The 25,444-nt window shown below is 67.0% G+C and carries 20 protein-coding genes; 12 read left to right on the forward strand and 8 right to left on the reverse strand.

The window, feature by feature from the left end; genetic code table 11:
* Positions 1-69 precede the first annotated feature (69 nt).
* Positions 70-483 carry a pilin gene (locus N7590_RS11035; RefSeq protein ID WP_053510599.1) on the forward strand — a complete coding sequence of 138 codons (414 nt, stop codon included), beginning with the start codon at positions 70-72 and terminating at the stop codon, positions 481-483.
* 221 nt (positions 484-704) lie between these two features.
* Complete coding sequence (gene pilB / locus N7590_RS11040) at positions 705-2,435, forward strand: type IV-A pilus assembly ATPase PilB (RefSeq protein WP_164242418.1); 1,731 nt, start codon at positions 705-707, stop codon at positions 2,433-2,435.
* Between the two features lie 107 nt (positions 2,436-2,542).
* On the opposite strand, the gene N7590_RS11045 is transcribed toward pilB, so the two are convergent.
* The gene (locus N7590_RS11045; RefSeq protein ID WP_053510575.1) at positions 2,543-3,916 is read right to left on the reverse strand and encodes a sigma-54 dependent transcriptional regulator; all 1,374 of its coding nucleotides are present in this window, start codon (positions 3,914-3,916) and stop codon (positions 2,543-2,545) included.
* 60 nt (positions 3,917-3,976) lie between these two features.
* Positions 3,977-5,590: an ATP-binding protein gene (locus N7590_RS11050; RefSeq protein ID WP_164242417.1), complete on the reverse strand. Its 1,614-nt coding sequence runs from the start codon at positions 5,588-5,590 to the stop codon at positions 3,977-3,979.
* A gap of 405 nt (positions 5,591-5,995) precedes the next feature.
* Here N7590_RS11050 and sucC point away from each other — a divergent pair, with 405 nt between their 5' ends.
* From sucC to N7590_RS11065, 3 genes are all read left to right on the forward strand, one after another.
* Positions 5,996-7,165 carry an ADP-forming succinate--CoA ligase subunit beta gene (gene sucC / locus N7590_RS11055; protein WP_004154430.1) on the forward strand — a complete coding sequence of 390 codons (1,170 nt, stop codon included), beginning with the start codon at positions 5,996-5,998 and terminating at the stop codon, positions 7,163-7,165.
* Positions 7,166-7,186: 21 nt separating this feature from the next.
* The gene (gene sucD / locus N7590_RS11060; RefSeq protein ID WP_005410793.1) at positions 7,187-8,062 is read left to right on the forward strand and encodes a succinate--CoA ligase subunit alpha; all 876 of its coding nucleotides are present in this window, start codon (positions 7,187-7,189) and stop codon (positions 8,060-8,062) included.
* A 206-nt stretch (positions 8,063-8,268) separates the two neighbouring features.
* Positions 8,269-9,903 carry an NAD+ synthase gene (locus N7590_RS11065; RefSeq protein ID WP_279935494.1) on the forward strand — a complete coding sequence of 545 codons (1,635 nt, stop codon included), beginning with the start codon at positions 8,269-8,271 and terminating at the stop codon, positions 9,901-9,903.
* A gap of 145 nt (positions 9,904-10,048) precedes the next feature.
* Here N7590_RS11065 and N7590_RS11070 read toward each other — a convergent pair whose 3' ends face one another.
* The gene (locus N7590_RS11070; RefSeq protein WP_004154436.1) at positions 10,049-10,936 is read right to left on the reverse strand and encodes an outer membrane protein assembly factor BamD; all 888 of its coding nucleotides are present in this window, start codon (positions 10,934-10,936) and stop codon (positions 10,049-10,051) included.
* A 113-nt stretch (positions 10,937-11,049) separates the two neighbouring features.
* Here N7590_RS11070 and rluD point away from each other — a divergent pair, with 113 nt between their 5' ends.
* The 4 genes from rluD to N7590_RS11090 are packed head-to-tail and all read left to right on the forward strand — an operon-like array spanning position 11,050 to position 13,742.
* Positions 11,050-12,039 (forward strand): 23S rRNA pseudouridine(1911/1915/1917) synthase RluD, encoded by a 990-nt coding sequence (gene rluD, locus N7590_RS11075; protein ID WP_080357259.1) that lies wholly within the window; start codon positions 11,050-11,052, stop codon positions 12,037-12,039.
* Positions 12,039-12,809 carry a peptidoglycan editing factor PgeF gene (gene pgeF, locus N7590_RS11080; protein WP_164242410.1) on the forward strand — a complete coding sequence of 257 codons (771 nt, stop codon included), beginning with the start codon at positions 12,039-12,041 and terminating at the stop codon, positions 12,807-12,809. Before rluD ends, pgeF begins: the two co-directional genes overlap by 1 nt.
* Positions 12,810-12,829: 20 nt before the next feature.
* Positions 12,830-13,336 (forward strand): DUF4166 domain-containing protein, encoded by a 507-nt coding sequence (locus N7590_RS11085; RefSeq protein ID WP_164242408.1) that lies wholly within the window; start codon positions 12,830-12,832, stop codon positions 13,334-13,336.
* Positions 13,311-13,742, forward strand: a complete 432-nt coding sequence (locus tag N7590_RS11090) for a thiol-disulfide oxidoreductase DCC family protein (protein ID WP_164242406.1) — start codon at positions 13,311-13,313, stop codon at positions 13,740-13,742. Before N7590_RS11085 ends, N7590_RS11090 begins: the two co-directional genes overlap by 26 nt.
* Before the next feature lie 68 nt (positions 13,743-13,810).
* Here the strand turns inward: N7590_RS11090 and N7590_RS11095 are convergent, their stop codons facing one another.
* The 5 genes from N7590_RS11095 to N7590_RS11115 all read right to left on the reverse strand — a co-directional run bounded on the left by N7590_RS11095 (position 13,811) and on the right by N7590_RS11115 (position 21,920).
* Positions 13,811-15,109 (reverse strand): OmpA family protein, encoded by a 1,299-nt coding sequence (locus tag N7590_RS11095; RefSeq protein WP_164242405.1) that lies wholly within the window; start codon positions 15,107-15,109, stop codon positions 13,811-13,813.
* Between the two features lie 352 nt (positions 15,110-15,461).
* Positions 15,462-16,826 (reverse strand): alpha,alpha-trehalose-phosphate synthase (UDP-forming), encoded by a 1,365-nt coding sequence (gene otsA, locus N7590_RS11100; RefSeq protein ID WP_004154451.1) that lies wholly within the window; start codon positions 16,824-16,826, stop codon positions 15,462-15,464.
* Positions 16,823-18,604 carry a glycoside hydrolase family 15 protein gene (locus N7590_RS11105; protein ID WP_164242424.1) on the reverse strand — a complete coding sequence of 594 codons (1,782 nt, stop codon included), beginning with the start codon at positions 18,602-18,604 and terminating at the stop codon, positions 16,823-16,825. The genes otsA and N7590_RS11105 overlap by 4 nt, the downstream gene beginning before the upstream one ends.
* A gap of 43 nt (positions 18,605-18,647) precedes the next feature.
* Positions 18,648-19,406, reverse strand: coding sequence for a trehalose-phosphatase (gene otsB / locus N7590_RS11110; protein WP_053450603.1), 759 nt, complete (start codon positions 19,404-19,406; stop codon positions 18,648-18,650).
* A 78-nt stretch (positions 19,407-19,484) separates the two neighbouring features.
* Positions 19,485-21,920: a TonB-dependent receptor gene (locus N7590_RS11115; RefSeq protein ID WP_164242403.1), complete on the reverse strand. Its 2,436-nt coding sequence runs from the start codon at positions 21,918-21,920 to the stop codon at positions 19,485-19,487.
* 218 nt (positions 21,921-22,138) lie between these two features.
* Between N7590_RS11115 and N7590_RS11120 the strand changes: the two genes are divergently transcribed.
* From N7590_RS11120 to N7590_RS11130, 3 genes are all read left to right on the forward strand, one after another.
* A complete protein-coding gene (locus N7590_RS11120; protein WP_008265564.1) occupies positions 22,139-22,621 on the forward strand; it encodes a DUF3574 domain-containing protein in 483 nt (160 codons plus the stop codon).
* Between the two features lie 36 nt (positions 22,622-22,657).
* Positions 22,658-23,515: an SH3 domain-containing protein gene (locus N7590_RS11125; RefSeq protein ID WP_164242423.1), complete on the forward strand. Its 858-nt coding sequence runs from the start codon at positions 22,658-22,660 to the stop codon at positions 23,513-23,515.
* 109 nt (positions 23,516-23,624) lie between these two features.
* Positions 23,625-25,343 (forward strand): thiamine pyrophosphate-dependent enzyme, encoded by a 1,719-nt coding sequence (locus N7590_RS11130; RefSeq protein ID WP_164242400.1) that lies wholly within the window; start codon positions 23,625-23,627, stop codon positions 25,341-25,343.
* Positions 25,344-25,444 lie beyond the last annotated feature (101 nt).

A 25,444-nucleotide genomic window follows, 5' to 3' on the forward strand; every position in this document is an offset into this window, starting at 1 on the left:
GATATCGGTACGTTGAAGCAACGGGTCCGAAGGTTAGGTTTAGACAATCTGTTTGGGGACAGACTGGTCATGAAGCATCCAAACGAAGAGGGGTTCACCCTCATCGAACTGATGATCGTCATCGCGATCATCGCAATCCTCTCTGCCATCGCTGTGCCTCTTTACCAGGTCTACATGGCCAAGGCACAGGTAGGTGCTGCTCTGGCGGATATCCGACCGGGGAAAACCACGATGGAGTACGTGGCGCAGGATGCGAAAGATGCAAGTGTTGTAACGGCAGCCTATATCGGCCTTGTGCCGACACAGCGTTGCCCGACGATTGAAGCGAAGCTGGACAGTGCGGGTGTCGGCAGCATTACCTGCACGCTGCAAGGTGGTAGCGCGGTGCAGGGCAAGGATCTGATCCTCCGCCGTGCGGCGGATGGCATCTGGAGCTGCGATGGCAGTGCCTTCGAAGCGCGGTATCGTCCGGCAGGCTGTTGAGTGAAATCCGGCCCGCCAATGGGATGTTGGCGGGTCGTTGACGGGGCTATCATGCCCGGGGGAGTCAGGATCATGCCTGCCGGGCCGGAAGGTTCAGGCATGGCAGTGTTGCTTATGGATGGGCAATGCCGACGGTCACGGGGCCGTGGCAGGTTCTGCTGCCCGGTGCTGCGCCTCTGGAAGGTGCGTGGTACCGCCAGACCCATGAGCCAAGGATTCATATGAATGCTGTAACCACCGCCAACCTCGTCGGCATCACCGGCCTGGCCCGCCGCCTGGTCCAGGACGGCGCCCTGGATGAAGCGGGCGCACGCGATGCCATGGCCAAGGCTGCCGCCGCACGCCAGCCTCTGCCAACCTGGTTCGCCCAGAACAGGGTGGTCGGTGCCGCGCAGCTGGCCGCGGCCAATGCGGTCGAGTTCGGCATGCCGCTGTTCGATGTCTCCACCTTCGACGCCAACCAGAACGCGATGAACCTGGTCAGCGAGGAACTGCTGCGCAAGCACAACGTGCTGCCGCTGTTCAAACGCGGCGGCAAGCTGTTCGTCGGTACCAGCAACCCGACCCACTCGCTGGATGAGATCAAGTTCCACACCAATCTGGTGGTGGAACCGATCCTGGTGGATGAAGACCAGATCCGCCGTACGCTGGAGCAGTGGCATGCCAGCCACGACACGCTCGGTGACGCGCTGGGCGGTGACGACGAAGGCATGGGCAACCTGGAGGTCTCCGCCGGTGACGAGGACCTGGGCACCGGCGGTGATTCCGGAATCGATGCCAAGGGCGACGACACCCCGGTGGTGAAGTTCGTCAACAAGGTGCTGGTCGATGCCATCCGCAAGGGCGCCTCGGACATCCACTTCGAGCCCTATGAAGACGACTACCGGGTGCGCCTGCGCATCGACGGGTTGCTGAAGATGGTGGCGCGCGCGCCGGTGAAGCTCAATCAGCGCATCGCCGCGCGCCTGAAGGTGATGGCGCAGCTGGACATCGCCGAGAAGCGCGTGCCGCAGGACGGCCGCATCAAGCTCAACCTGTCCAAGACCAAGCAGATCGACTTCCGCGTGAGCACACTGCCGACCCTGTTCGGCGAGAAGGTGGTGCTGCGTATCCTGGATGGCAGTGCGGCCAAGCTGGGCATCGACAAGCTGGGCTACGAGCCGGACCAGCAGAAGCTGTTCCAGGATGCCATCCACAAGCCCTACGGCATGGTGCTGGTGACCGGCCCGACCGGTTCGGGCAAGACCGTGTCGCTGTATACGGCGCTGGGCATCCTCAACGACGAGACGCGCAACATCTCCACCGCCGAAGACCCGGTGGAAATCCGCCTGCCCGGCGTCAACCAGGTGCAGCAGAACAACAAGCGCGGCATGACCTTTGCCGCTGCGCTGCGCTCGTTCCTGCGCCAGGACCCGGACATCATCATGGTCGGCGAAATCCGCGACCTGGAAACGGCGGAGATTGCGATCAAGGCGGCGCAGACCGGCCACATGGTGCTGTCCACGCTGCATACCAACGATGCGCCGCAGACCATCGCGCGCCTGATGAACATGGGCATCGCGCCGTACAACATCACCAGCTCGGTGACGCTGGTGATCGCCCAGCGCCTGGCGCGCCGCCTGTGTGGCAACTGCAAGCGCCTGGCCACGCTGCCCGAGCATGCGCTGCTGGCCGAGGGCTTCACCCAGGCGCAGCTGGATGCGGGCATCCAGCTGTACGAGGCGGTCGGCTGCGACGAGTGCACCGAGGGCTACAAGGGCCGCACCGGCATCTACCAGGTGATGCCGATGACCGATGAGATCGCCACGATCGTGCTGGCGGGCGGCAACGCGCTGCAGATTGCCGAAGCGGCGCAGCAGATCGGCGTGAATGATCTGCGGCAGTCGGCATTGAAGAAGGCGGCCGCGGGCATTACCAGCCTGGCCGAGATCAATCGCGTCACCAAGGATTGAGGTAGATCCACGCCATGCGTGGATGCCGCGATGCATGAGGTTGCCGGCCAGCGGCCGGCACTACCGCTTGGGTCTGCGTTCGTGATCGGGACTGCGTGGTCCCGGCTCTACTCCATTCCCAGCTTCTTCAGCTTGTAGCGCAGCGCGCGGAAGGTGATGCCCAGCTGCGCGGCGGTGCGGGTCTTGTTCCAGCGGTTCTCTTCCAGCGCGCGCTGGATGGCGCTGCGCTCGAGCTGCTCGATGTAGGAGGGCAGGGCGGCGCTGCCCGGCTGCAGGTCGGCCACCGCTTCGGCCGGGGCGGCACTGCCTGGGGCGCGCGGGGCGTGCTGCGGCAGGCGCAGGTCATCGGCACCGATGCAGTCTTCCTCGGCCAGTGCCAGCGCACGTTCCAGGATGTTCTCCAGCTCGCGCACATTGCCGGGGAAGGCATACTGGGCCAGCGCCTCCAGTGCCGACGGCGCCAGCAGCGGGGTGGCGCGGCCATGGCTGCGGGCCAGCCGCGCCAGCACTGCCGCGGCCAGTTCCGGCAGGTCCTGGCGGCGCTCACGCAGCGGCGGCACCTTCAGTTCGATCACGTTGATGCGGTAGTACAGGTCGTGGCGGAAGCGCCCGTCTTCGACCAGTTCCGCCAGGTCGCGGTGGGTGGCCGAGAGAATCCGCACGTCCACCGGTTCCTCGTTGGGTGCACCGACCGCGCGCACCGATTTTTCCTGGATCGCGCGCAGCAGCTTCACCTGCATCTGCAGCGGCAGTTCGGCCACTTCGTCCAGGAACAGGGTGCCGCCATGGGCAGCCTGGAACAGGCCCGGCTTGTCGGCGTGCGCGCCGCTGAAACTGCCCTTGCGATGGCCGAAGAATTCACTCTCCATCAGCTCGCCGGGGATGGCGCCGCAGTTGACCGGCACGAACGGGCCGGCCGCACGCGCGCCCTGGGCATGGATGGTGCGCGCGACCAACTCCTTGCCCACCCCGGACTCGCCCAGGATGTAGACCGGCGCCTGGCTGCGCGCGACCTTGCCGATGGTGGTGCGCAGCACGTCCATGGCCGGCGAATCGCCGAGCAGGCGCGCACCCTGTTCGGCACTGGGGCCGGGCGTGGGGCGTTCGGTGTTGTTGAGTTCCAGTGCGTGCTTGACCAGGCCGCGCAGCACCGAGATGTCCACCGGCTTGCTGACGAAGTCGAAGGCCCCGGCCTTCAGCGCTTCCACCGCCAGATCCATGCTGCCGAAGGCGGTGATCATCGCCACCGGCGTGCGCGGATAGTGCTGGGCGATCTCGCTGACCAGTTCGATGCCGTTGCCATCCGGCAAGCGCATGTCGGTGATGCACAGGTCATACGGATTGCTGGCCAGCAGTTCACGTGCTTCGGCCAGGTTGGCGGCGGTACTGATGCGCAGCCCCATGCGGCCGAGGGTCAGTACCAGCAGTTCGCGGATGTCGCGTTCGTCGTCGACGACGAGGGCGCTGCGGGTTTCGTTCATGGGCGTGAAAGATAAACGAGGGGGCTGGATGCGACAAATGTTTGACGCACGGAATCGGAATCAGGTGGGCAGCAGCGTGTGCGGACCGGGCAGCACCAGGCGGAAGCAGGAGCCACCGGCCGGCACCGGGATGTAGTCGAGCCGCGCCTGGTTGGCCCGGCACAGCTCGCGGGCGATATACAGGCCCAGGCCGGTGCCGTGCTCGGACGTGGTGAAGAACGGGCGGAACAACTGCGCGGCCACGCTCTCGGGAATGCCCGGGCCGCGGTCCATCACGTCGATCACCGCGCTGCGCTCGTGCTGGGCCACGCGCAGGCGCACCCGCGCCGGCTGCTGGCCGATGCGCCCGTACTTGAGCGCGTTGTGCACCAGCACGGTCAGCACCTGGTACAGGTGGCGGGTATCGACCTGGGCCATCACCGCGGTGTCATTGATGATCGGTTCGATGCTGTCCGTCTCCAGCGTCTGCCCCTGCTTGTACTCCAGCACGAAGCGGCGCACGAAGGCGGCCAGGTCCACGTTCTCGGGCGTGGCGCGCTCGCGTCGGGCCAGCCCCAGCACGCTTTCGACGATGCCGTTGGTGCGCTGGCATTGCTGGCGGATGATCTGCAGCAGTCGGCGCTCGCTTTCGTTGAAGCCGGTGCCTTCCTCGAGCAGCTGCACGGCATAGTTGATGGCCGCCAGCGGGTTGCGGATCTCGTGGGCGAGGCTGGCCGAGAAGCGGCCCATCGCCGACAGGGTGAGCGATTCGGCGCGGCGGGACACCACGCTGGAATCGTCCAGGAACACCAGCGCCAGGTCGCTGCCGGCCAGCAGGCGCGCGAAGCGCGGCTGCACTTCCGGCTGGTCGGGGTTGAGCTGCAGCGGCAGTTCGTCCTGTGCCCAGCCATTGCGCCAGCGCTGCAGGCGGCGGGTCAGTTCCGGCGCGGCGCTGGCCAGGTCCAGGCGCCCGCTCTCGCCGTTGCCGTCGCTGTCGCCCAGCAGCATCGAGGCGGCCTCGTTGGCCAGGGTGATGCGGTTGTCGGCGTCCACCACCAGCACGCCGGTGCGCATGCGGCGGATGATCAGTTCGTTGATCTGGAACAGGTTGGCTACTTCGTCGCCGCGCTGGTTGGCCAGCTGCTGGTTGCGGCGGGCGCGGTTGCCGACCTGGTAGCTGATGAAGGCCAGGGCCAGGTAGCTGGTGGTGAACATCGCCAGCTCGGCCAGGGTGCGGGTGGGGTCGCCGCCTTCCAGCAGCTTCCAGGTGTATTCGACGCCGGTGGCCAGGCTGGCGGCCAGCGCCAGGCCCAGGCCGAGGCTGAGTGGCAGCAGGGTGGCGGCGGCGGCGATGTTGAACAGCAGCGACATCGAGATGCCGGCGCTTGCACCGGGCAGGGCATGCGACAGCAGGGTGGCGGCAACGATGTCCACCAGCACGCCGCTGACCACGATCGGCCGCAGCCAGCGTTCGTTGCGGCCGATCACCAGGGCCAGCAGCGACAACGCCAGATAGATGACCGCAACCACATCGGCCAGCCGCGGGTGATGGGCCTCGCCGACCAGGCCGGACAGAGGGCTGTAGAGCAGGGCGGCGATGACGGTTGCGATCAGCACCCGGTACAGCGCGAAGAAATACAGCTCACGCCGCGGGATCGATTCGATGCGGTCGATCAATGAAGCACTGGGTGACACGCCGGAACTCCCCTTCTGGCTGCCTGGGTCTGGAATCTGCGATGCACCGGTCCGGCGTCCCCTGAAGCCGGGCCGGCGCGTCGCTTCTATGTGGCCCGTGGTGGAAGCGGTCGAGCAGGCTCGACGCTGCACACCCTGGCTGACCAGTATAGGCCCCCGCAAAGCGTGCCGTGGGAGTGGCCCGGATCGCGCATTTGGCCGCCCGCGGACACCGGTGGCCAGCGCCGGGCCCGGCGCAACTGCCTGAATGACGGTGGAAATCTGGCCGGGTCTGGCGTTTTGTACAGACTTCTTTGCGCCCCGGCGCTGGCTCGGCCACAATAGTGGGCCCGCCGCGGTCCATGCCGGCGCCCCGCCGGGGCCCTGAGGAATTGCGTGCGGTCGTTCCTATTCCCACGGTGACGCATGAATTTCCACGAATACCAGTCAAAACAACTGCTTGCCGAGTACGGCATCCCGGTCCCGGCCGGCAAGGTCGCTGCGACCCCGGACGAAGCGGTTGCCGCTGCCAACTCCCTGGGCCAGGGCCCCTGGATGGTCAAGGCGCAGATCCACGCTGGCGGCCGCGGTAAGGCTGGCGGCGTCAAGTTCTGCAAGACCACCGACGACGTGAAGGCCGCTGCGGCCAAGATGCTCGGCACCAAGATGGCCACCTACCAGACCGCTGGCGTTGAACTGCCGGTCAACCTGGTGCTGGTGACCACCGCCGGCGAGATCGTCAAGGAACTGTACCTGTCGGTGCTGGTCGACCGTGGCACCAAGACCATCACCTACATCGCCTCTTCGGAAGGCGGCGTGGAAATCGAGCAGGTCGCTGCTGAAACCCCGGAGCTGATCCACTCGCTGAACGTCGACTTCGTCGAAGGCGTGCAGGGTTACCACGGCCGTGATTTCGGCTTCAAGCTGGGCCTGACCGCCAAGCAGGCCGGCCAGTTCGCCAGCATCATGGTGAACCTGTACCGCCTGTTCAACGAGAAGGACCTGGCCCTGGTTGAAATCAACCCGCTGGCCATCCTGGACGACGGCAACCTGTACGCGCTGGACGGCAAGTTCGACAGCGACGACAACGCCGCGTTCCGCCAGAAGGCGCTGGTCGCCATGCGCGACAAGACCCAGGAAGATCCGACCGAAGTGATCGCTTCGGAGCTGGACATCAACTACGTCACCATGGACGGCAACATCGGCTGCATGGTGAACGGCGCCGGCCTGGCCATGGCCACCATGGACGTCATCAAGCTCAACGGCGGCGAGCCGGCGAACTTCCTGGACGTGGGCGGCGGTGCCAACAAGCAGCGCGTCATCGAAGCCTTCAAGCTGATCCTGTCCTCGGACAAGGTCGAAGGCATCTTCGTCAACATCTTCGGCGGCATCGTCCGCTGCGACATGATTGCCGAAGGCATCATCGCCGCCGTGAAGGAAGTGGGCGTCAAGGTTCCGGTCGTGGTGCGCCTGGAAGGCACCAACGTGGAAGAAGGCAAGCAGCTGCTGCGCGACAGCGGCATGGCCATCATCCCGGCTGACAACATCAACGATGGCGCCAAGAAGATCGTTGAAGCTGTCAAGAACGCCGCCTGATACCGACACCAAGGAATTCCAATGTCTGTTTTGATCAACAAGAACACCAAGGTGATCGTGCAGGGCTTCACCGGCCAGCAGGGCACCTTCCACGCCACTCAGATGATCGAGTACGGCACCCAGGTTGTGGGCGGCGTGACCCCGGGCAAGGGTGGCACCACCCATATCGACCTGCCGGTCTTCAACACCGTTGCCGACGCCGTGCAGAGCACCGGCGCCAACGCTTCGGTCATCTACGTGCCGCCGCCGTACGCTGCTGACGCGATCCTGGAAGCCGCTGCTGCCGGTATCAAGGTCATCGTCTGCATCACCGAAGGCATCCCGGTGCTGGACATGCTGCGCGTCAAGAACGTGCTGACCCGTTCGCATCCGGACACCGTGCTGATCGGGCCGAACTGCCCGGGCGTCATCACCCCGGGTGAGTGCAAGATCGGCATCATGCCGGGCCACATCCACCAGCCGGGCAAGATCGGCATCGTGTCGCGTTCGGGCACCCTGACCTATGAAGCGGTCAAGCAGACCACCGAAGTCGGCCTGGGCCAGTCCACCTGCATCGGCATCGGTGGTGACCCGATCAACGGCCTGAACTTCGTCGACTGCCTGAAGCTGTTCAACGAAGACCCGCAGACCGAAGGCATCATCATGGTCGGCGAAATCGGCGGTGACGCTGAAGAAGCCGGTGCCGAGTACATCAAGAACCACGTGAAGAAGCCGGTCGTCGGTTTCATCGCCGGTGCATCGGCTCCGGCCGGCAAGCGCATGGGCCACGCCGGTGCGATCGCCTCGGGTGGCAAGGGCACGGCGGAAGGCAAGTTCGCCGCCATGGAAGCCGCTGGCGTCGTCACCGTGCGTTCGCCGGGCGACCTGGGCGCTGCCATCGCCAAGCTGGTGAAATAAGATCGACTGCCTCCGGCAGACGATTCTGTAGAGCCGGCCGCTGGCCGGCTGCTTGAAACAGAAAGGCCGCCCCCGGGCGGCCTTTCTGCGTCGGGTGTCCAGGCCATCCGGGCAACCCCATCCACCCATGGCGTGGATCTGCTGGGCAGGGTGCGTACACGGTGCGGCGCTACAATGGGCGCATTGCAACCACAGGCTGGATTCCCATGGCTTCGATCCGCATCGCGATGGCGCAGTTCGACTTCCCGGTCGGCGATGTCGCCGGCAATACCGAGCGCATCATCGAGATGATCGGCCAGGCGCGCGACGAGTACGGCGCCGAGCTGGTGATGTTCCCCGAGCTGGCCGTGAGCGGTTACCCGCCGGAGGACCTGCTGCTGCGCCCGGGCTTCCTGTACGAGTGCGAGCAGGCGATGGGCCGCATTGCCGCCGCCTGCCGCGGCATCACCGCCGTGGTCGGTTGGCCGCAGGCCGCCGGCGCGGTGGTCTACAACGCCGCCAGCGTGCTGCGCGATGGCCTGGTCGAGCAGACCTACCGCAAGCGCGAGCTGCCCAACTACGCGGTATTCGACGAGCGTCGCTACTTCGATGTGGACCCGGACGGCGGCAGCTGCGTGTTCGAGGTCAATGGCGTTCCGGTGGGACTGCTGATCTGCGAGGACCTGTGGTTCGCCGAACCGCTGGCCGATACCGTGCGCGCCGGTGCGCAGCTGGTGGTGGTACCCAACGCGTCGCCGTACGAGCGTGGCAAGCACGCCCAGCGCGACGCGGTGCTGGCCGCGCGCACCCGCGAGAGCGGGGCGGCGATCGCCTACCTCAACGTGGTGGGGGGGCAGGATGCGCTGGTGTTCGATGGCGCCTCGGTGGTGGCCGATGGCGACGGCACCGTGCACCCGGCGGCCGCTGCCTTCGTCGACCAATGGCTGGTGGTGGACTACGACGGCCAGAGCCGCCGGTTCCTGCCGCACGTGTGGATGGACGACGGCGACGAGAGCATGGACGCGCTGGCCTGGCGTGCGGTGACGCGCGGCATCCAGGACTACTGCCGCAAGAACGGCTTCAAGAAGGTGTGGCTGGGCCTGTCCGGCGGCATCGACTCGGCCCTGGTGCTGGCGCTGGCGGTGGATGCGATGGGCGCGGAGAACGTGACCGCCGTGCGCCTGCCGTCGCGCTATACCGCTGGCCTGTCCAACGACCTGGCCACCGAGCAGTGCCAGGCGCTGGGGGTGAAGCTGGAAGCGGTGTCGATCGAGCCGGCATTCAAGGGCCTGATGGAATCGCTGGCGCCGATGTTCGAAGGCACCACGCCGGACGTGACCGAGGAGAACCTGCAGTCGCGCAGCCGCGGCGTGATCCTGATGGCGCTGGCCAACAAGTTCGGCGGACTGCTGCTGACCACCGGCAACAAGAGCGAGTACGCGGTGGGCTACGCCACCATCTACGGCGACATGTGCGGGGGCTATGCGCCGCTGAAGGACCTGTACAAGACCGAAGTGTTCGGCCTGTCCAAGTGGCGCAATACCGTGGGTGGCGCGCCGGTGATCCCGCCGGCGGTGATCAGCCGCCCGCCGTCGGCCGAACTGCGCGAGAACCAGCTGGACCAGGATTCGCTGCCGGCCTACGACGTGCTGGACGGCATCCTGTACCGCTACATCGATCAGGAGCAGTCGCGCGGGGAGATCGTGGCCGCCGGCTACGATGCGGCCGTGGTCGACCGCGTGCTGCGCCTGGTGCGCATCAGCGAGTGGAAGCGGCACCAGGCCGCACCAGGCCCGAAGGTATCGCGGCGTGCGTTCGGGCGCGAGCGTCGCTACCCGATCAGCAACGGCTACAAGGGCTGAGGCAGGGGCGCCGGGCGTGGCCCGGCCGATGGCTGGAGCCGACCACTGGCCGGCTGTTGCATGGCCCTCAGACAGGCCATCGGGTTGCCGGCCAGCGGCCGGCACTACCGCTAGAAAAGAAGAGGGCCCCTTGCGGGGCCCTTTCTTATTTCTTTTCCAGTCGCGCGTTGCGCTGGCCGGTGCTGGCGGACTTCTCGCCGGCGAACGGGTTCAGCTTGCGGATCATCCACGGGTACTTCGGCCACTTGCCTTCCAGCCACGGGTGGTCCGGCTGGTTCAGCTGCAGGACGCGGCGGGCGTCGTCGGCCAGGGTCTTGTTGCCCAGGTGGGTGTAGGAATCGGCAAGGACGGCGACGGCATCGTACTGGAACGCGCTCTGCGGGTAGGTTTCCAGCAGGTAGTTGGCGCGGCCGGCCGCCGAGACCCAGGCGCCGCGGCGCATGTAGTACAGGGCGTTGTCCAGCTCGTGCTGGGCAAACACGTCACGCAGTTCCAGCATGCGGCTGCGCGCATCGGCGGCATAGCGGCTGTTCGGGTAGCGGTCGACCACGATGTTGAAGTCCGAATACGCCTGATGCGGCGTGGACAGGTCGCGGCGGCTGGCGTCCAGCGACCATACGCGTCGCAGGAAAACCGTACTGCGGTTGGAGTTGGCAAGACCGCGCAGGTAGTACAGGTACGCGATGTTGCGGTGGGTCGGGTAGGTGCGGATGAAGCGGTCGATGCTGGACACCGCATCGTCGTGCTTGCCGGCCTTGTACTGGGCGTAGGCGGTTTCGATCATCGCCTGCTCGGTATAGGGACCGTACGGATACTGGGCCACCAGGCGGCGGAAGCTGGTCTCAGCACCGCTCCAGTTGCCACCCTGCATCAGCTTGTGGCTCTTCTCGTACAACTGTTCGACCGGCGTCCCTTCATCGGGGCGATCGCCCTTCTTGGCGCCACGGTGGCAGCCGGTGGCGGCGATGACCAGCACCAGCAGCAGGGCGGTGAGGCGGACGGGCGCAGAGAGCATGGCGGAGCGTCGGATCATGGGGTCGAGGCGGGACGCGGCTGGAATACGAAGGGTCGATGATAGCCTAGTGTCCTGTCCAGCGACTGAAACCGGCCGCCGGGACCCCAAAATTTCAAAGAATGCCCCCTGCCATGTCTGAACAACCCTCTGAATCGGCCCGCCAGGCCATCGTCCCCGACACCGCGGCCGGCCGTCGTTTCGACGCCGTCGTGGCCGAACTGTTCCCCGAATACTCGCGTTCGCGCCTGACCGAGTGGATCAAGGCGGGCGACGTCCTGCTGGATGGCGCCCAGGTGCGCCCGCGCGACCCGCTGCGCGGCGGCGAGGTGGTCACCCTCACGGTGGTGCTCGAGACCCAGACCGACGCCCAGCCGGAGGACATCCCGCTGGACGTGCTGTTCGAGGACGAGCACCTGCTGGTGATCAACAAGCCGGTCGGGCTGGTGGTCCACCCCGGCGCGGGCAACCACAGCGGCACCCTGGTCAATGCCCTGCTGTTCCGCGACCCGTCGGTGGCGGTGCTGCCACGCGCCGGCATCGTGCACCGCCTGGACAAGGACACCAGCGGCGTGATGGTGGTGGCCAAGACCCTGGAGGCGCAGACCGCGCTGGTCGAGCAGCTGGCCGCACGCGACGTGCACCGCCAGTACCTGGCCATCGTGATGGGCGCACTGGTGGCCGGCGGTACTGCCGATGCGCCGATCGACCGCCACCCGCGCGACCGCCTGAAGATGGCCGTGCGCGAGGACGGCAAGGAAGCGATCACCCACTACCGCCTGCGCGAGCGCTTCCGTGCGCACACCGCGCTGGAGTGCCGCCTGGAAACCGGCCGTACCCACCAGATCCGCGTGCACATGGCGCATGTGCGCCACCCGATCATCGGCGATCCGCTGTACGGCGGCGCGCTGAAGCTGCCCAAGGGCGCCAGTGACGAGCTGGTGGCCGCGCTGCGCGGCTTCAAGCGCCAGGCCCTGCACGCCGAGACCCTGGAGTTCACCCATCCGATCACCGGCGAGCCGGTGCGCAACACCGCGCCGGTGCCGGAAGACATGCTGCACCTGATGAAGGTGCTGCGCGAAGACAGCGAAGCCTTCGCCGCACGCGAGCGGGACCGCTGGTGATGGCGGCCGCGCTGCCGTTGCTGCAGGCCGACTGGCCAGCGCCAGCAGGCGTCCATGCGCTGACCACGCGCCGGCATGGCGCGGGCATCTCGCCGGCGCCGTTCGCACAGTTCAACCTGGGCAACCGGCACGCGGCCGATGGCGATACCCCGGCCAATGTCGAGCACAACCGCCAGCTGCTGCAGCAGGGATTGGCGCTGCCGTCCGCGCCGCATTGGCTGCGCCAGGTGCACAGCAGTACCGTGCTGCGCTTCGATGCGCCGCCGGTGCTGGGCGCCAGTGAGCCGGTGGCCGACGCCGCGGTGACTTCGGTGCCGGGCGTGGTGCTGGCGATCCTGACCGCGGATTGCCTGCCGGTGGTGTTCGCCGCTGCCGATGGCAGCGAGGTGGGCGCGGCCCATGCCGGTTGGCGCGGGCTGGCCGACGGCATGCTGGAGGCCACCGTGGCCGCCCTGCAGACCCCGCCCGCGCAGTTGCGGGCCTGGCTGGGCCCGGCCGCCGGGCCGGCAGACTACGAGATCGGCGAAGAGGTCTTCCACGCTTTTGTCGGGCACGACCCGGCTGCGGAGGCGGCTTTCGCGGCGACCCGGCCCGGGCACTGGAAGGTGGACCTGTTCACCCTGGCCCGCCAACGGCTGCAGGCCGCTGGCATGGACCCGGCGCAGGTGTATGGCGGCACGGTGTCGACTATGGCCGACCCGGACCTGTACTCGCACCGGCGCGACCGTCGCACCGGGCGCATGGCGACGCTGGCCTGGATCGCGCGCTGAGCACGCCCCTGTTCGCGCGCGTGCTGGGGCCGGCCTTTGCCACCCTGGCAGCGCCGGTACAGGCGCTGCATACCGCTGCGCTGCCCTGCCGCTACGTGGGGCAGGCGCGGATCGAGCGCGGACGGCACTGGCTGGTGCCGCTGCTGGCCGCCCTGGCGCAGTTGCCGAGGGAGGGCGAGGCACTGCCGACCGAAGTGGTGTTCAGTGCACACGGGCAGGGCGAACGCTGGGCGCGCCGGTTCGGCCGCTGGCCGATGGTGTCGCGGTTGTGGGCGCACGAGGGCCATCTGCGTGAGCAGCTGGGCGCGGTGCGTTTCGAGTTCGACCTGCAGGCCCGCGAGGGCGGCATCGATTGGTCGGTGCGCCGGGTGTGGGCGTTCGGGGTGCTGCCGCTGCCCACGCGCTGGTTTGGCGGCGTGCGCTGCCGCGAAGCAGGGCAGGGGCAGCGTTACACTTTTCGGGTTGATGTGACCTTGCCCTGGGCAGGAGCCCTGATCCGCTATGAAGGCTGGCTCGAACCGCAGTGAGACCACCGCCGACGGCGCGGTGATCGTGTTCGACGGTGTCTGCGCGCTGTGCAACCGGTGGGTGCGCTTCCTGCTGCGTTTCGATCCCAACGGGCGCTATCGCTTCGCGGCGATGCAGGGCACCCGGGGCAGTGCGCTGCTGCGCGCGCATGGACTGGATCCGCAGGACCCCAGGTCATTCCTGCTGCTGGATGCGCAGGGCGCATGGACCGACACCGACGCGATCCTGCGCGTGCTGGCCGGGTTGGGCGGCGCCTGGCGCCTGAGCGGTGTGCTGCGTGCGCTACCGCGAAGCTGGCGTGATGCGGCGTATGGGGTGCTGGCGCGCAATCGTTACCGCTGGTTCGGGCGGCATGACGCCTGCCTTTTGCCGCCGCCAGAACAGGCCGCGCGCTTCCTGGATTGAACAAAAAGGGGACGGAGGGAATCAAGTCGTTCATGCATAAACGACTTGATTCCCTCCGTCCCCTTTTTTCAGTCGAGCAGCTGATAGGCGATGCGACGGTTCTGCGCGCGTCCGATGTCGCTGCGATTGTCGGCGACCGGCCAGTCCTGGCCGTAGCCCACCGCGACCAGCGAGGTGGCGGGGACGCCCAGCGCCTGCAGCGCGTGTGATACCGCCTCGGCGCGCTGCTGGCTGAGCTGCAGGTTGGCTTGGGCGTGGCCGCGACCATCGGTGTGCGCGCCGATCTCAATGCGCTTGCCGTCGGGCGCTCTGCGCAGCGCATCCGCGACGGCCTCCAGGGTCTGCCGCGAGTCGCCGGTCAACTCGGACGAACCGGCGTGGAACTTCAGCGTGGTCTGGTTCAGCGCTTCAATCCGCTGCGCGGCATCGGCGTGCGTCGGCAGCTGCGACAGCGCCGCCAGTCCCGTGCCCCACAGGCCGCTCATGTCCAGTGACGGGAAGTCCTGGCGCAACCTGTGCGAGATGGCCAGCCGCTGCGCGTCCTCCATCAGCGATGTGTCGATGCGCAGCTGCGATCCGGCGAATTCCAGCCGCAGCCCGTCGCCCTGCAGCTGCGGAAGATCGGCAATCAGGCGATCCAGCCAGCGCGGCGCGCGTGCGCGTGGGTCCAGCGTTATCCCGCCCTGCACGTTCTGCCGGCCGTGTAGCGCCAGCAGCGTGCTCCAGATACGGCGACGATCCCCCTCGGTGGGCAGGTTGCCGTGCACCTGCATCTGTGTGCCGTGTTGCTGCAGGGACAGGTAGGCGTCGTGTTCGAGTGGAATGTCCGGCACCGTCCACAGGGGCGTGCGGGCCTTCAGCTGCAGCCAGGTGGTGAGGCCAAGGACAACGACGATGGCCAGCAGCCACAACAGGCTGCGCACGGCCCTCCCATACATCGCGCGCGATGGCACCGTGCCGGTCATGCGCCGGGGCGATGGGCCCGCGATGCTGCGATGGACATGGGGGGAAGGCACCAGGCCGCCGGGCGCATCCATCAGCGTGACCACCCCGGGCAGAAGATGGCAGGCGACCACCCTGAAAGCACCGGGTGACATGCCACAACGGTGCGCGATCATGGCCAGCGTGTGCGCGCCCAGCGCGCGTTCGAGCTCACTGGCGACGATGGGCAGCCGCAACGCTGCCGGTTGCCGCCAGGAATGAAAACGGGAGGCCAGACCTGCCTGTTCAAACCGCTGCTGCAGACCGTCCAGGCCCTGGTGATGGGAGGTTATCCAGACGCTGATGACCTCCACCACCCAGCGGGCGCGATGGCCCAGCTCCAGGCGTGTTGCGGCATCTTCGATGAAACGGTCGTACGCAGACATGCAGTGACTCCCCGGAATGTGATGTGCGTCGCGCCGCGCAGCGAGCGCGACGGATTGCGATATCTCTGGGGGCGCCACTCTGGGGAGCGCGCGTCAATGCATGGTGAAAGGCTGGCGGTGGTGCATCTTTCGTTCCGGCGGGCGATGCGGCAGAGCGTGCGGCAGGACACGATGAGGCCTTGTGCGACGCGAGCCTTACGTGCCTGCCCGGGACGGCTGGGACGGGCAGGGGCGCCATTCTGCTGTTCGGCGAATGGTTTCACGTGCACCTACTTTCGGGCTTAAAGCGACAATCTGCGAGCGCACATGGCGCTCCTCTGTCGCTTCATGGCTGGACTGGTGGCGCGATCCCTCAGTTCTCCAGCGCGTCCAGGTAGCTGCGCCGCCAGTGGTTGATGTCGTAGGTGCGCAGGTGGTCCATCATCGCGTGCCAACGCTCCTTGCGCCTGCGCAGCGACATCGTCGCAGCGGTGGCGATCGCATCGGCCACGCCGTCCAGGTCGTGTGGATTCACCAGCAGCGCCTGTTTCAGTTCATCGGCGGCACCGGCCAGCAGCGACAGCACCAGCACCCCGGGATCCTCCGGGTCCTGCGAGGCCACGTACTCCTTGGCCACCAGGTTCATGCCGTCGCGCAGCGGTGTCACCAGGCCCACGGCCGCCGCCCGGTAGAAGCCGGTGAGGGTGGCATGGGTGAAGTTCTGGTTGACGTAGCGCAGCGGTGTCCAGTCCGGCTCGGCGTGGCCGCCGTTGATGTGGCCGGCGATCTGTTCCAGCTGGCTGCGCAGTTGCCGGTACTCGGTCACGTCGCCGCGCGAGACCGGGGCGATCTGCAGGTAGGTCAGCGAGCCGCGCTGGTCGGGATGGCGCTGCAGGTAGCGCTCGAAGCCGAGGAAGCGCTCGGGCAGGCCCTTGGAGTAGTCCAGGCGGTCGACACCGATCGCCAGCTGGCGGTCACGCAGGCTGTTGCGCAGATTCTTCACCGCGGCCTTGGTGGCGGCGGTGCCGGCCTGGCGCGCAATCAGGTCGGTGTCGATGCCGATCGGGAAGGCGGCTGCGCGGAAACGGCGCCCGCCGGGAGCTTCCAGTTCGCCGTTGTCGAGCACGCGGCCGCCGCCGAACAGGCGCAGGTAGGTCTGGAAGCGATCGGCGTCGCGCTGGGTCTGGAAGCCGACCAGGTCGTAGGCATACAGCGCGGAGAACAGGCGCAGGTGATCGGGCATGGCCTGCAGCAGGTCGGCCGAGGGCATCGGGATGTGCAGGAAAAAGCCGATGCGGCAGCCGATGCCGCGTTCGCGCAGCAGCGCACCGAGCGGGATCAGGTGGTAGTCGTGGATCCAGACGATGTCGTCCTCGCGCAGCAGCGGGGCGAGCTTGTCGGCGAACAATGCGTTGACCTTGTGGTAGGTCTCGCGGGTGCCACGGTCGTAGTCGACCAGGTCCAGGCGGAAGTGCAGCAGCGGCCACAACGTGCGGTTGGCGAAGCCGTTGTAGTAACCGTCAACTTCGCGCTTGCTCAGGTCCAGGGTGACGAACTCGATGTCGCCGTCCTTCTGCGTGTGCAGCGTGCCACTACCCTCGCGTACGCTCTTGCCGCTCCATCCGAACCACATGCCGCCGCGTTCCTTCAACGCGGCCAGCAGGCCGACCGCCAGGCCGCCGGCACGGTTCTCGCCGGGCACCGCCACGCGGTTTGAAACCACTACAAGACGACTCACGATGCCTCCTGCCAGGACCGCGACAGGCGCATCGCGGCGGTGATCAGGCCGACGTGCGAATAGGTCTGCGGGAAATTGCCCCAGGCCTCGCCACTGTCGAACGCCAGATCCTCCGACAGCAGGCCCAGGTGGTTGCGCTGCTGCAGCAGCGTTTCGAACATCGCGCGCGCCTCGTCCAGGCGCCCGATCGCGGCCAGCGCGTCGATGTACCAGAACGTGCAGATGGTGAAGCTGGTTTCCGGCTCGCCGAAGTCATCCGGGGCGACGTAGCGGTACAGCGAATTGCCATGCTTGAGGTCGCGGCCGATGGCGTCGACGGTGGCGATGAAGCGGGCGTCCAGCGCATCGATGAAGCCGATGTCGGCCAGCAGCAGCAGCGAGGCATCCAGGCGATGGCCACCGAAGGTATCGGTGAAGTGGCCCAGCTCTTCGCTCCAGGAATCGGCCATGATGCGCGCGTGGATGGTGTCGGCACGTTCGCGCCAGTAGCGTGCGCGGTCGTCGCGCTTGAGGCGCACGGCGATCTTGCACAGGCGGTCGCACGCCGCCCAGCACATCGCGCTGGTGTAGGTGTGCACCTCGGTGCGGCCGCGGAATTCCCACAGGCCCGCATCGGGTACGTCATGCAGGGCAAAGGCCTGTTCGCCCAGGGGTTCCAGGCGGGCGAAGGTGTGCGCGTCGCCCGGGTCCTGCAGGCGGCGGTCGAAGAACAGCTGCGTGGAGGCCAGCACCACGCTGCCGTATACATCGTGCTGGCGCTGCACCCAGGCCAGGTTGCCACGGCGCACCGGGCCCATGCCGCGATAGCCGGACAGGCTGGGCACTTCGTCCTCATCAAGTTTGGCCTCGAAGCCGATGCCGTACAGCGGCTGCAGCGTACCGTCGGTGGTGGCCAGGTTGAAGATGTAGCCGAGGAACTGTTCCATCGTGCGCGTCGCGCCCAGGCGGTTCAGCGCACGCACCACGAACGCGGCATCGCGCAGCCAGCAGTAGCGGTAGTCCCAGTTGCGCACGCTGCCCGGTGCCTCTGGAATGGAGGTGGTCATCGCCGCGATGATCGCGCCGCTGTCCTCGTACTGGCAGAGCTTCAGGGTGATCGCGCTGCGGATCACCGCGTCCTGCCATTCCAGCGGAATGGACAGGTAGCGCACCCACTCGCGCCAGTAATCGCGGGTGCGCTGGAAGGCTTCCTGCACATAGCCGCTGATCGAGCGGTTGAGTGATTCATCGACACCCAGGATCAGGTGGATGGGATGGTTGAGCACGAACGGCAGGCCCTCGCGTACGAAGCGCACCGGCACATCGGTGGTCAGCCGCAGCACGTGCTCGGGCAGGATCCAGCGCACGTGGTTGCTGCCCCAGGTGGACTCGGGCACGCGTGCCCCCCAGTCCGCCAGAGGGCGCGCATGCACGGTGATGCGTGGGCTGCCGGCCAAGGGGCGCACCTGCCGGATCAGGCTGACCGGGCGGTAGAAGCGGTCGTTCTGGCGCCAGCGTGGGGCGAAGTCGAGGATTTCCAGTTCACCACCGTGCGCATCGCGCAGCACGGTGCGCAGGATCGCGGTGTTGGTCAGGTACTCCTGTTCGCTGCTGGCGAAGTCTTCCAGCTCGATGGCGAAGTCGCCACCGGTCTGCTGGTTGGGGCCGAGCAGGGCGCAGAAGGTGGGATCGCCGTCGAAGGTGGGCAGGCAGCTCCAGACAACGCGGGCATGTTTGTCGACCAGGGCGCCGAAGCTGCCGTTGCCGACCACGCCCAGATCAAGATCGGGTTGGGTCATCACGCGGTACATCTCGTCGGTTGCGGCCGTGGGGGTGGCCGGGTCAATAGGCATTCTCACGCAGCCAGGCGTGCACGCTGCGTATGTCGGGCAGCGCGAACACCGCCGCGCTGGGTTCACGTTCGCCCACCAGCACGCTCCAGCCATGCTGGCCGTTGGCGGCGTCGAAGCCGAATTCGTCGGTGAGGTCATCGCCGAGAAACACCGGCAGGCGTCCGCGGAAGGGCAGGTACTGCATCATCCGTCGCACCGCGCGGCCCTTGTCGGTACCCACCGGAACGAATTCGACCACATGGTCACCCGGCTGCAGGCGATAGCTGGTACGGCCGCGCACGTGGCGGTCGGCGAAGGCGCGCACCTCACTGGCCGCGTGCGGAGCGCCGCGCCAATGCAGCGCCAGGCCGACGCCCTTGTCTTCGACCAGTACGCCGGGATGGCCATGGGCGAAGCGCATCGCCTGCTGGTGCAGGGCGTGCAGCCACTCGGCGGTATCGTCGTCGTGCGCGTCGCGCAGCACGCGGCCGTCCTGGGCGCGCAGTTCGTGGCCGTGCAGGCCGGCGGCAGGCAGTTGCAGCGGTGCAAACAGCTGGTCCAGCTGTTCAAGCGGGCGACCACTGACCAGTGCCACGGCACCTTCCAAGCGGTCGCTGATGCGGCCGATGGCTTCACGCACATCCGGCAGCAACTGCACGGCATCCGGGCGTGCAGCGAATTCGATCAGGGTGCCGTCGACATCGAGGAACAACGCGCAGGCGTCGTCCAGCAATGGCGGTGGCGGACGCAGGGGGAGCGGTTCAGCCATGATGCCCAGCTTGCCAGCGTGGGCGTGTACGTGGGGTCGAGGTCAGGCTACGAATTGGGGTAGTGCCGGACGGGTGAATCAGAACGTGTAGCGGACCCGGCCGTAGTAGTACGCGCCGTTGCTGCCGATCGGCGACAACACGTCATACGGCAGGTTGCCGAAGTAGTGGATATCGCTGTTGGATCGATCCGGGTAGTTGTCGGTCAGGTTCTGGCCGCCGATGGCCACGCTCCAGCGCGGGGTGATGCGGTACTCCACTTCCGCATCCAGCTGCCATTCGGCCTGGTAGGTCTGGCGCGGGATGTAGCCATCACCGAAGTTGAACACGCGGGTGGCGCTGCCGTAGCGGTTCACGCGGGTGCTCAGCGACCAGTGATCATTGCTCCATGCGGCCGAGAAACTGCCGCGCGTACGCGGGGTGGCGTCGGTGAGGGTGTTGGTCTCTTCAATGCCGAACAGCACGTAGTCCGGGTTCAGTGCACGCAGCTGTGCCGGCGTGGCCAGCACGTTCTTCAGCGTGGTCTTGGTGTACGCATAGGTGCCGGTCAACAGCAGCTGGCCGTTGCCCAGCGATTGGCGCCAGTTGCTCACCAGTTCGGCGCCGCGGGTGCGGGTGTCGGCGGCGTTGACGAAGAAGCTGGCGCTCTGCAGGCCGCTGACGCCGTAGTTGGCCGCCACGTAGTCGGTCAGCGCATCGCCGGTGATGCTCTCCGACAGTGCGATGCGGTCATCGATGTCGATCTGGAAGAAGTCCAGCGACAGGTCGAAGTGCTCGCCGATGCGGCTGGTGAAGCCCAGCGAGGTGTTGAGCGACTTTTCCGGCTTCAGGTTCTGCGCACCCAGGCCGCGCGCGATCGGATTGTTGACCGACAGCAGGCGGCCCTGCACCAGCTGGCCGCCGGCGTTGTAGCCGGTGGAGGTGGATTCGTAGCCGATCTGCGCCAGCGACGGTGCACGGAAGTTGTTGGAGATCGCGCCGCGCAGCGCGAAGGCCGGGGTGAATTCGTAGCGCAGGCCGAGCTTGCCGGTCAGTTCGCCACCGAAGTCATCGTTGTGCTCGTAGCGCGCTGCCAGGTCGGTGGAGAACTTCTCGCCGAACTGGCTGGACAGGCTGGCATAGGCGCTGGCGACATCGCGCGACAGGGTAGCCGCGTCCTGCGGGGTCAGACCGCCACCGGCCTGCGAACCGGTCGGGCGGTCGGTGTACGGGCCGGCGGCGTAGCTGGCCGGGTCGCCGGGGCGGGTCTGGTAGCGCTCGTGGCGTGCTTCCACGCCCAGGCCCAGCGTGTGGCTGATGCTGTCGCTCTGGGTGAACACACGGCTCAGGTCGAGGTTGCCCACGGTCTGCGCATACTCGTAATCGGCGGTCTTGAAGCGGGTCGGGCTGGTCGGGCCCAGCGACGCGTTGAGCGAATCACGCAGGCGGTAGGTGAAGTCGTTCTGGCCGTAATCCAGGCTGCCGTCGTAGTTCCACTCGCCCCACTGGCCGCGCACCCCGGCCACGGCCTGCACGTCGCGGTTCTCGCCCTCGGAGATCGGCCGGTAGCCGTTCGGATAGACCTGCTTCCAGTTGGCATCGCCATCGGGGTAGCGGAAGTAGTTCGCGCCTTCGGTATCGCGCTGGTTGAAGGTGCCGAAGGCGTAGAAGGTCGAGGTCTGGCCCACCGGGATCTCGGTGTTCAGCCACAGGTTGATGTCCTTGCTCTTGCCATCGCCCAGCACGTAGTTGCGCTTGCCCTGCAACGCGAGGTTGTCCGGGGTCTGGTCCCACGGCGGAATCTGGTCGAAGCCGGCGCGGTTGGTGCCGTTGCGGTGCTTGTACTCCAGGCCGACGCGCAGGAAGCCGCCATCCTCGCCCAGCGCGGTACCGACCTTGGCGCTGATGTTGCCGGTCTGGCCGTCGGTGAGGGTGCGGCCGATCGGCTTGAGGTCGGTGTGGTTGGCGCCGTAACTGGCTTCGATCTCGCCACCGTCGCCGCCGTTGTCGAGGATCACGTTGATCACGCCGGCCACGGCATCCGAGCCGTACAGCGCACCGGCGCCATCGCGCAGCACTTCGATGCGCTTGATCGCGCTGACCGGAATCGAGTTGAAGTCGACCGGGGTGGTGCCTTTGCCGATCTTGCTGTCGGTGTTGACCAGCGCGGTGTGGTGGCGGCGCTTGCCGTTGACCAGGACCAGCACCTGGTCCGGCGACAGGCCGCGCAGCTGCGCGGCGCGCACGTGATCGGCGCCGCCGGAGTTGGACTGGCGCGGGAAGTTGAACGACGGCAGCAACGCCTGCAGCGCGCTGCCCAGTTCACCGTTGACCACGCCGGCCTTGCGGATGTCCTCGGCAGTGAGCACGTCCACTGGCGAGGTGGATTCGAGCACGGTGCGGTCGGCGGCACGGGTGCCGGTGACGATCACCGTATCGAGGTTGGTGGCGTCCTGGGCCAGGGCGGGGACGGCGGCGGAGGAGAGCGCGAGGGCGATGGCGAGGCCGAGCGGCGACGCGGGCAGGCGGGCGGACATGGGGGCTCCAGCAACAACGACGACGGGGAAGGGGGAGATGGTTTCACTTACATCCATCCGGATGAAGCGATATATTATCTTCGCGTGATGACCGCTGCCGATGCAAGCCCCTGCCGGTCCGGCATGAGCTGATGCCCTGCCGGCATCAGCACGCCGGGCCGGTGGCGCTGTACGCTGCCGGCTCGCCCTGTCCCCCCCATTTGCCCGGAGCTGTACCGATGAAACACCTTGGCCTCGTCTTTGCCGTGCTGCTGGCCACCAGCGGCTGCGCCAGCCTCTCTTCGCAGGCGCCCAGTGCGTATGCCACGGCCACCACCGCCGAACTGAAGGGCGATGCGGCACGCCCGTCCGACGGCCACGGCTGGGTGCGCAGCGAGCTGTATTTCGGCGTGGGCGAAGAGCAGGGCGCAGGCAGCCGTCCGCAGGCCGACACCATCAGCGAGGCGCAGTGGCGCGCGTTCCTGGACAAGGAAGTGACCCCGCGCTTCCCGGATGGCCTGACCGTGTTCGATGCCTACGGCCAGTGGCTGTTCCGCGGCGATGCCTCGCCCAACCGCCTGCGCACCAAGGTGCTGGTGGTGCTGCACGAGGACACCCCGCAGCGCCGGGCGGACATCGAGGCGATCCGCCTGGCCTGGAAGCAGCAGACCAGGCATCAGTCGGTGCTGTGGTCGCGGCAGCCGGTCGAGGTATCGTTCTGAGTTGAAGGTGCCGCCGCGGTGCCGCAGGGAGCGATGATGGATTACAGGGAGTGGGTGCTGGGCGTGGTGCTGGCTGGCGTGCTGGCACCGTCGGCGCAGGCGGGCGGGGACGGCAGCGAAACCCTGCGGTTCCAGGTGGCCGCTCACGTGCAGGCGCACGCCGATCCGCAGCAGGGCGGCAGCATCGCGGTGCAGCTCTCGCCGTCGGGCAAGCGCCAGACGCTGGCGGGCGCTGCGGACGCCGACGGTAATTCGCGCTGGTCACTGGAGGACGTCGATTTCGATGGCTACCCTGAACTGGTTGCACGCGCATCGGTGGGCATGGTCAATGAAGCGGTGGCGGTGTACCGCTTTGATCCGGCCAGTGGCGGGTTCCGTGCGCTGCGGGCTGAAACCCATGGCAAGGACAGCTGCGGTGACCTGATGGGGCTGACGGTCGATCGTGCGAGTCGCACCCTGACCAGCAGCTGCCGCAGTGGCCCGATGTGGTACGCCGACCAGTACCGGTTTGCAGGTTCGAAGCTCTATCTGTACCGCGCCGAGAGCGTATTGATGCTGGGCGACACGCTGAACGCCGCGCTGCATTGGGAACAAAGCGACGAGCAAGGGCCACTGGCGGTCTGGCGGACCTATGACCCCGCTGGAAAAGTACGTGAGAGCGCCATCGCCGATGGCCTGGGCGCACCGCCCGACGGGCCGCTGCGCGGTCAGCAGGCAACGGTGGTGCCAGCGCGCCTGTTCCTGTTCGACAGGCCCGGCGCGTCCAGCACCCCGCGTTACCTGGTGCAGGGCGACCGTGTGGAAATGCTGGATGAACAGGACGGCTGGATGAAGCTGCGCTACCAGAATCCGAAACGCGGTGCGGTGCTGGGCTGGATCAACGTCAACGATTGACCGGACATCCGTCCGCAGTTTGCACATCGAGGTGATGCGCAATTTGCCCACGGAGGCATCACTTCGCCGGGTCTAGCCTCGGACGTTCCCCCGTTCGAGGATGTATCCGATGAGCAAGCGCGTGGCCGAGATTGTGGTGGACACCCTGCAGCAGGCAGGCGTCCGCCGCTGTTATGGCATCGTGGGCGATACGCTCAACCATGTGACCGATGCGATGCATGGCAGTGACATCGCCTGGGTGCACGTGCGGCATGAGGAAGTGGCCGCATTCGCTGCCGGTGCCGATTCGCTGGTGAGTGGCGAATTGACCGCCTGCGCCGGTTCCTGTGGTCCCGGTGGCCTGCATTTCATCAACGGCATCTTCGAAAGCAATCGCAATCGCGCGCCGATGGTGCTGATCGCCAGCCAGATCGTCACCAGCGAGCTGGGCATGGAGTTCCCGCAGGAAGTGGATTTCAAGGCGGTCTATGGCAGCTGCACGGTGTTCTGCGAACAGGTGCACAGCCCCGCGCAGGCGCGGCGCGTGGTGGCGCTGGCCTGCCAGGCCGCGATCAGCCGCCGCGGCGTGGCGGTGGTGATCCTGCCGGCCGACATCAGCGAGGCCGAAGTGAAGCACGATGTGCCGTTCTCGGTGCACTACACCCAGCCGGTGCTGCGCCCCTCTGATGCCGAGCTGCAGCGCATCGCCGAGCTGCTGGGGCAGGGCAGGCGCATCGGCATCTATGCCGGTGCCGGTTGCCAGGGCGCGCACGCGCAGCTGCTGGAACTGGCGCGGCGCCTGCAGGCGCCGGTCGCGCACACCTCGCGCGCCAAGGATTTCGTCGAGCCCGACAACCCCTTCAACATGGGCATGACCGGGATCTTCGGCATCGAGTCGGGCTTCCACACGCTGATGGAGTGCGACACGTTGCTGCTGCTCGGTGCCGATTTCGCGTGGGGCCAGTTCTATCCGGACAAGGCCACGATCATCCAGATCGACCGCGACGGCAGCCATCTGGGCCGCCGCCATCCGGTGAACCTGGGCGTGGTCGGTGACATCGCGCCGACGCTGGACGCCTTGTTGCCGATGCTGCCGCCGCGCGAGGACAGCAGTTTCCTGGACGAATGCATCGAGCGCCGCGACAAGGCGCTGAAGAAGCGCGAACAGGAAGAGCAGCCGGGCGAGGGCGAGCTGATCCATCCACAGCACCTGACGGCGTTGTTGTCGAAATACGCGACGGACGACGCGCTGTTCACCGCCGACGGTGGCTCACCGATGGTGTGGGTGCTGCGGCATATCCGGGTCAACGGCCGCCGCCGTACGCTGACCAGCCTGTTGCACGGCACGATGGCCAACGCGATGCCACAGGCGCTGGGCCTGCAGAAGGCGTTCCCGGGGCGGCAGGTGATCTCGTTGTCCGGCGACGGCGGCCTGGCGATGCTGCTCGGCGACCTGCTGACCGCCGTGCAGGAAAACCTGCCGATCAAGGTGGTGGTGTACAACAACGGCTCGCTGAATTTCGTCGAGCTGGAACAGAAGGTGGAAGGCCTGCTGGACAACTACACCGACCTGAAGAACCCGGATTTCGGCCGCCTGGCCGAGGTGATCGGCTTCCATGGCCGAACCGTCACCCGCAGCGAGGATCTGGAAGAGGCGGTGCAGGACTTCCTGTCCCAGCGCGGCCCGGCGTTGCTGGATGTGCACACCAGCCGCGCAGAGCTGGTGATGCCGCCGCAGATCGAGGCGAAGCAGGTCGCGGGTACCGCGCTGTATGCGGCCAAGGCGGTATTGAACGGCCGGTTCGACGATGTGAAGCATCTGCTGGTGGACAACTTCCTGAAGAAGTAACGGGGGGTGGGTTTGATGCAGGGCTGCGCCCTGCACCCGCCGAATCAACATCAACGGCAACCGCAACGTCAAAAGCGGGCAATCCGTGGGATGGCGGGGTG

Origin of the sequence: Stenotrophomonas sp. GD04024, from assembly GCF_029837545.1 — a bacterium.
In the GTDB taxonomy this organism is placed as follows: Bacteria; Pseudomonadota; Gammaproteobacteria; order Xanthomonadales; family Xanthomonadaceae; genus Stenotrophomonas; species Stenotrophomonas forensis.

Coding starts and splice junctions, on each gene's coding strand:
- N7590_RS11125 (WP_164242423.1), top strand. CDS start 22,658: ATGGATTACAGGGAGTGGGTGCTGGGCGTGGTGCTGGCTGGCGTGCTG.
- N7590_RS11090 (WP_164242406.1), top strand. CDS start 13,311: ATGAAGGCTGGCTCGAACCGCAGTGAGACCACCGCCGACGGCGCGGTG.
- otsB (WP_053450603.1), bottom strand. CDS start 19,406: ATGGCTGAACCGCTCCCCCTGCGTCCGCCACCGCCATTGCTGGACGAC.
- sucC (WP_004154430.1), top strand. CDS start 5,996: ATGAATTTCCACGAATACCAGTCAAAACAACTGCTTGCCGAGTACGGC.
- rluD (WP_080357259.1), top strand. CDS start 11,050: ATGTCTGAACAACCCTCTGAATCGGCCCGCCAGGCCATCGTCCCCGAC.
- N7590_RS11130 (WP_164242400.1), top strand. CDS start 23,625: ATGAGCAAGCGCGTGGCCGAGATTGTGGTGGACACCCTGCAGCAGGCA.
- N7590_RS11045 (WP_053510575.1), bottom strand. CDS start 3,916: ATGAACGAAACCCGCAGCGCCCTCGTCGTCGACGACGAACGCGACATC.
- N7590_RS11035 (WP_053510599.1), top strand. CDS start 70: ATGAAGCATCCAAACGAAGAGGGGTTCACCCTCATCGAACTGATGATC.
- N7590_RS11065 (WP_279935494.1), top strand. CDS start 8,269: ATGGCTTCGATCCGCATCGCGATGGCGCAGTTCGACTTCCCGGTCGGC.
- sucD (WP_005410793.1), top strand. CDS start 7,187: ATGTCTGTTTTGATCAACAAGAACACCAAGGTGATCGTGCAGGGCTTC.
- pilB (WP_164242418.1), top strand. CDS start 705: ATGAATGCTGTAACCACCGCCAACCTCGTCGGCATCACCGGCCTGGCC.
- N7590_RS11115 (WP_164242403.1), bottom strand. CDS start 21,920: ATGTCCGCCCGCCTGCCCGCGTCGCCGCTCGGCCTCGCCATCGCCCTC.
- N7590_RS11095 (WP_164242405.1), bottom strand. CDS start 15,109: ATGTCTGCGTACGACCGTTTCATCGAAGATGCCGCAACACGCCTGGAG.
- pgeF (WP_164242410.1), top strand. CDS start 12,039: ATGGCGGCCGCGCTGCCGTTGCTGCAGGCCGACTGGCCAGCGCCAGCA.
- N7590_RS11070 (WP_004154436.1), bottom strand. CDS start 10,936: ATGATCCGACGCTCCGCCATGCTCTCTGCGCCCGTCCGCCTCACCGCC.
- N7590_RS11105 (WP_164242424.1), bottom strand. CDS start 18,604: ATGACCCAACCCGATCTTGATCTGGGCGTGGTCGGCAACGGCAGCTTC.
- N7590_RS11120 (WP_008265564.1), top strand. CDS start 22,139: ATGAAACACCTTGGCCTCGTCTTTGCCGTGCTGCTGGCCACCAGCGGC.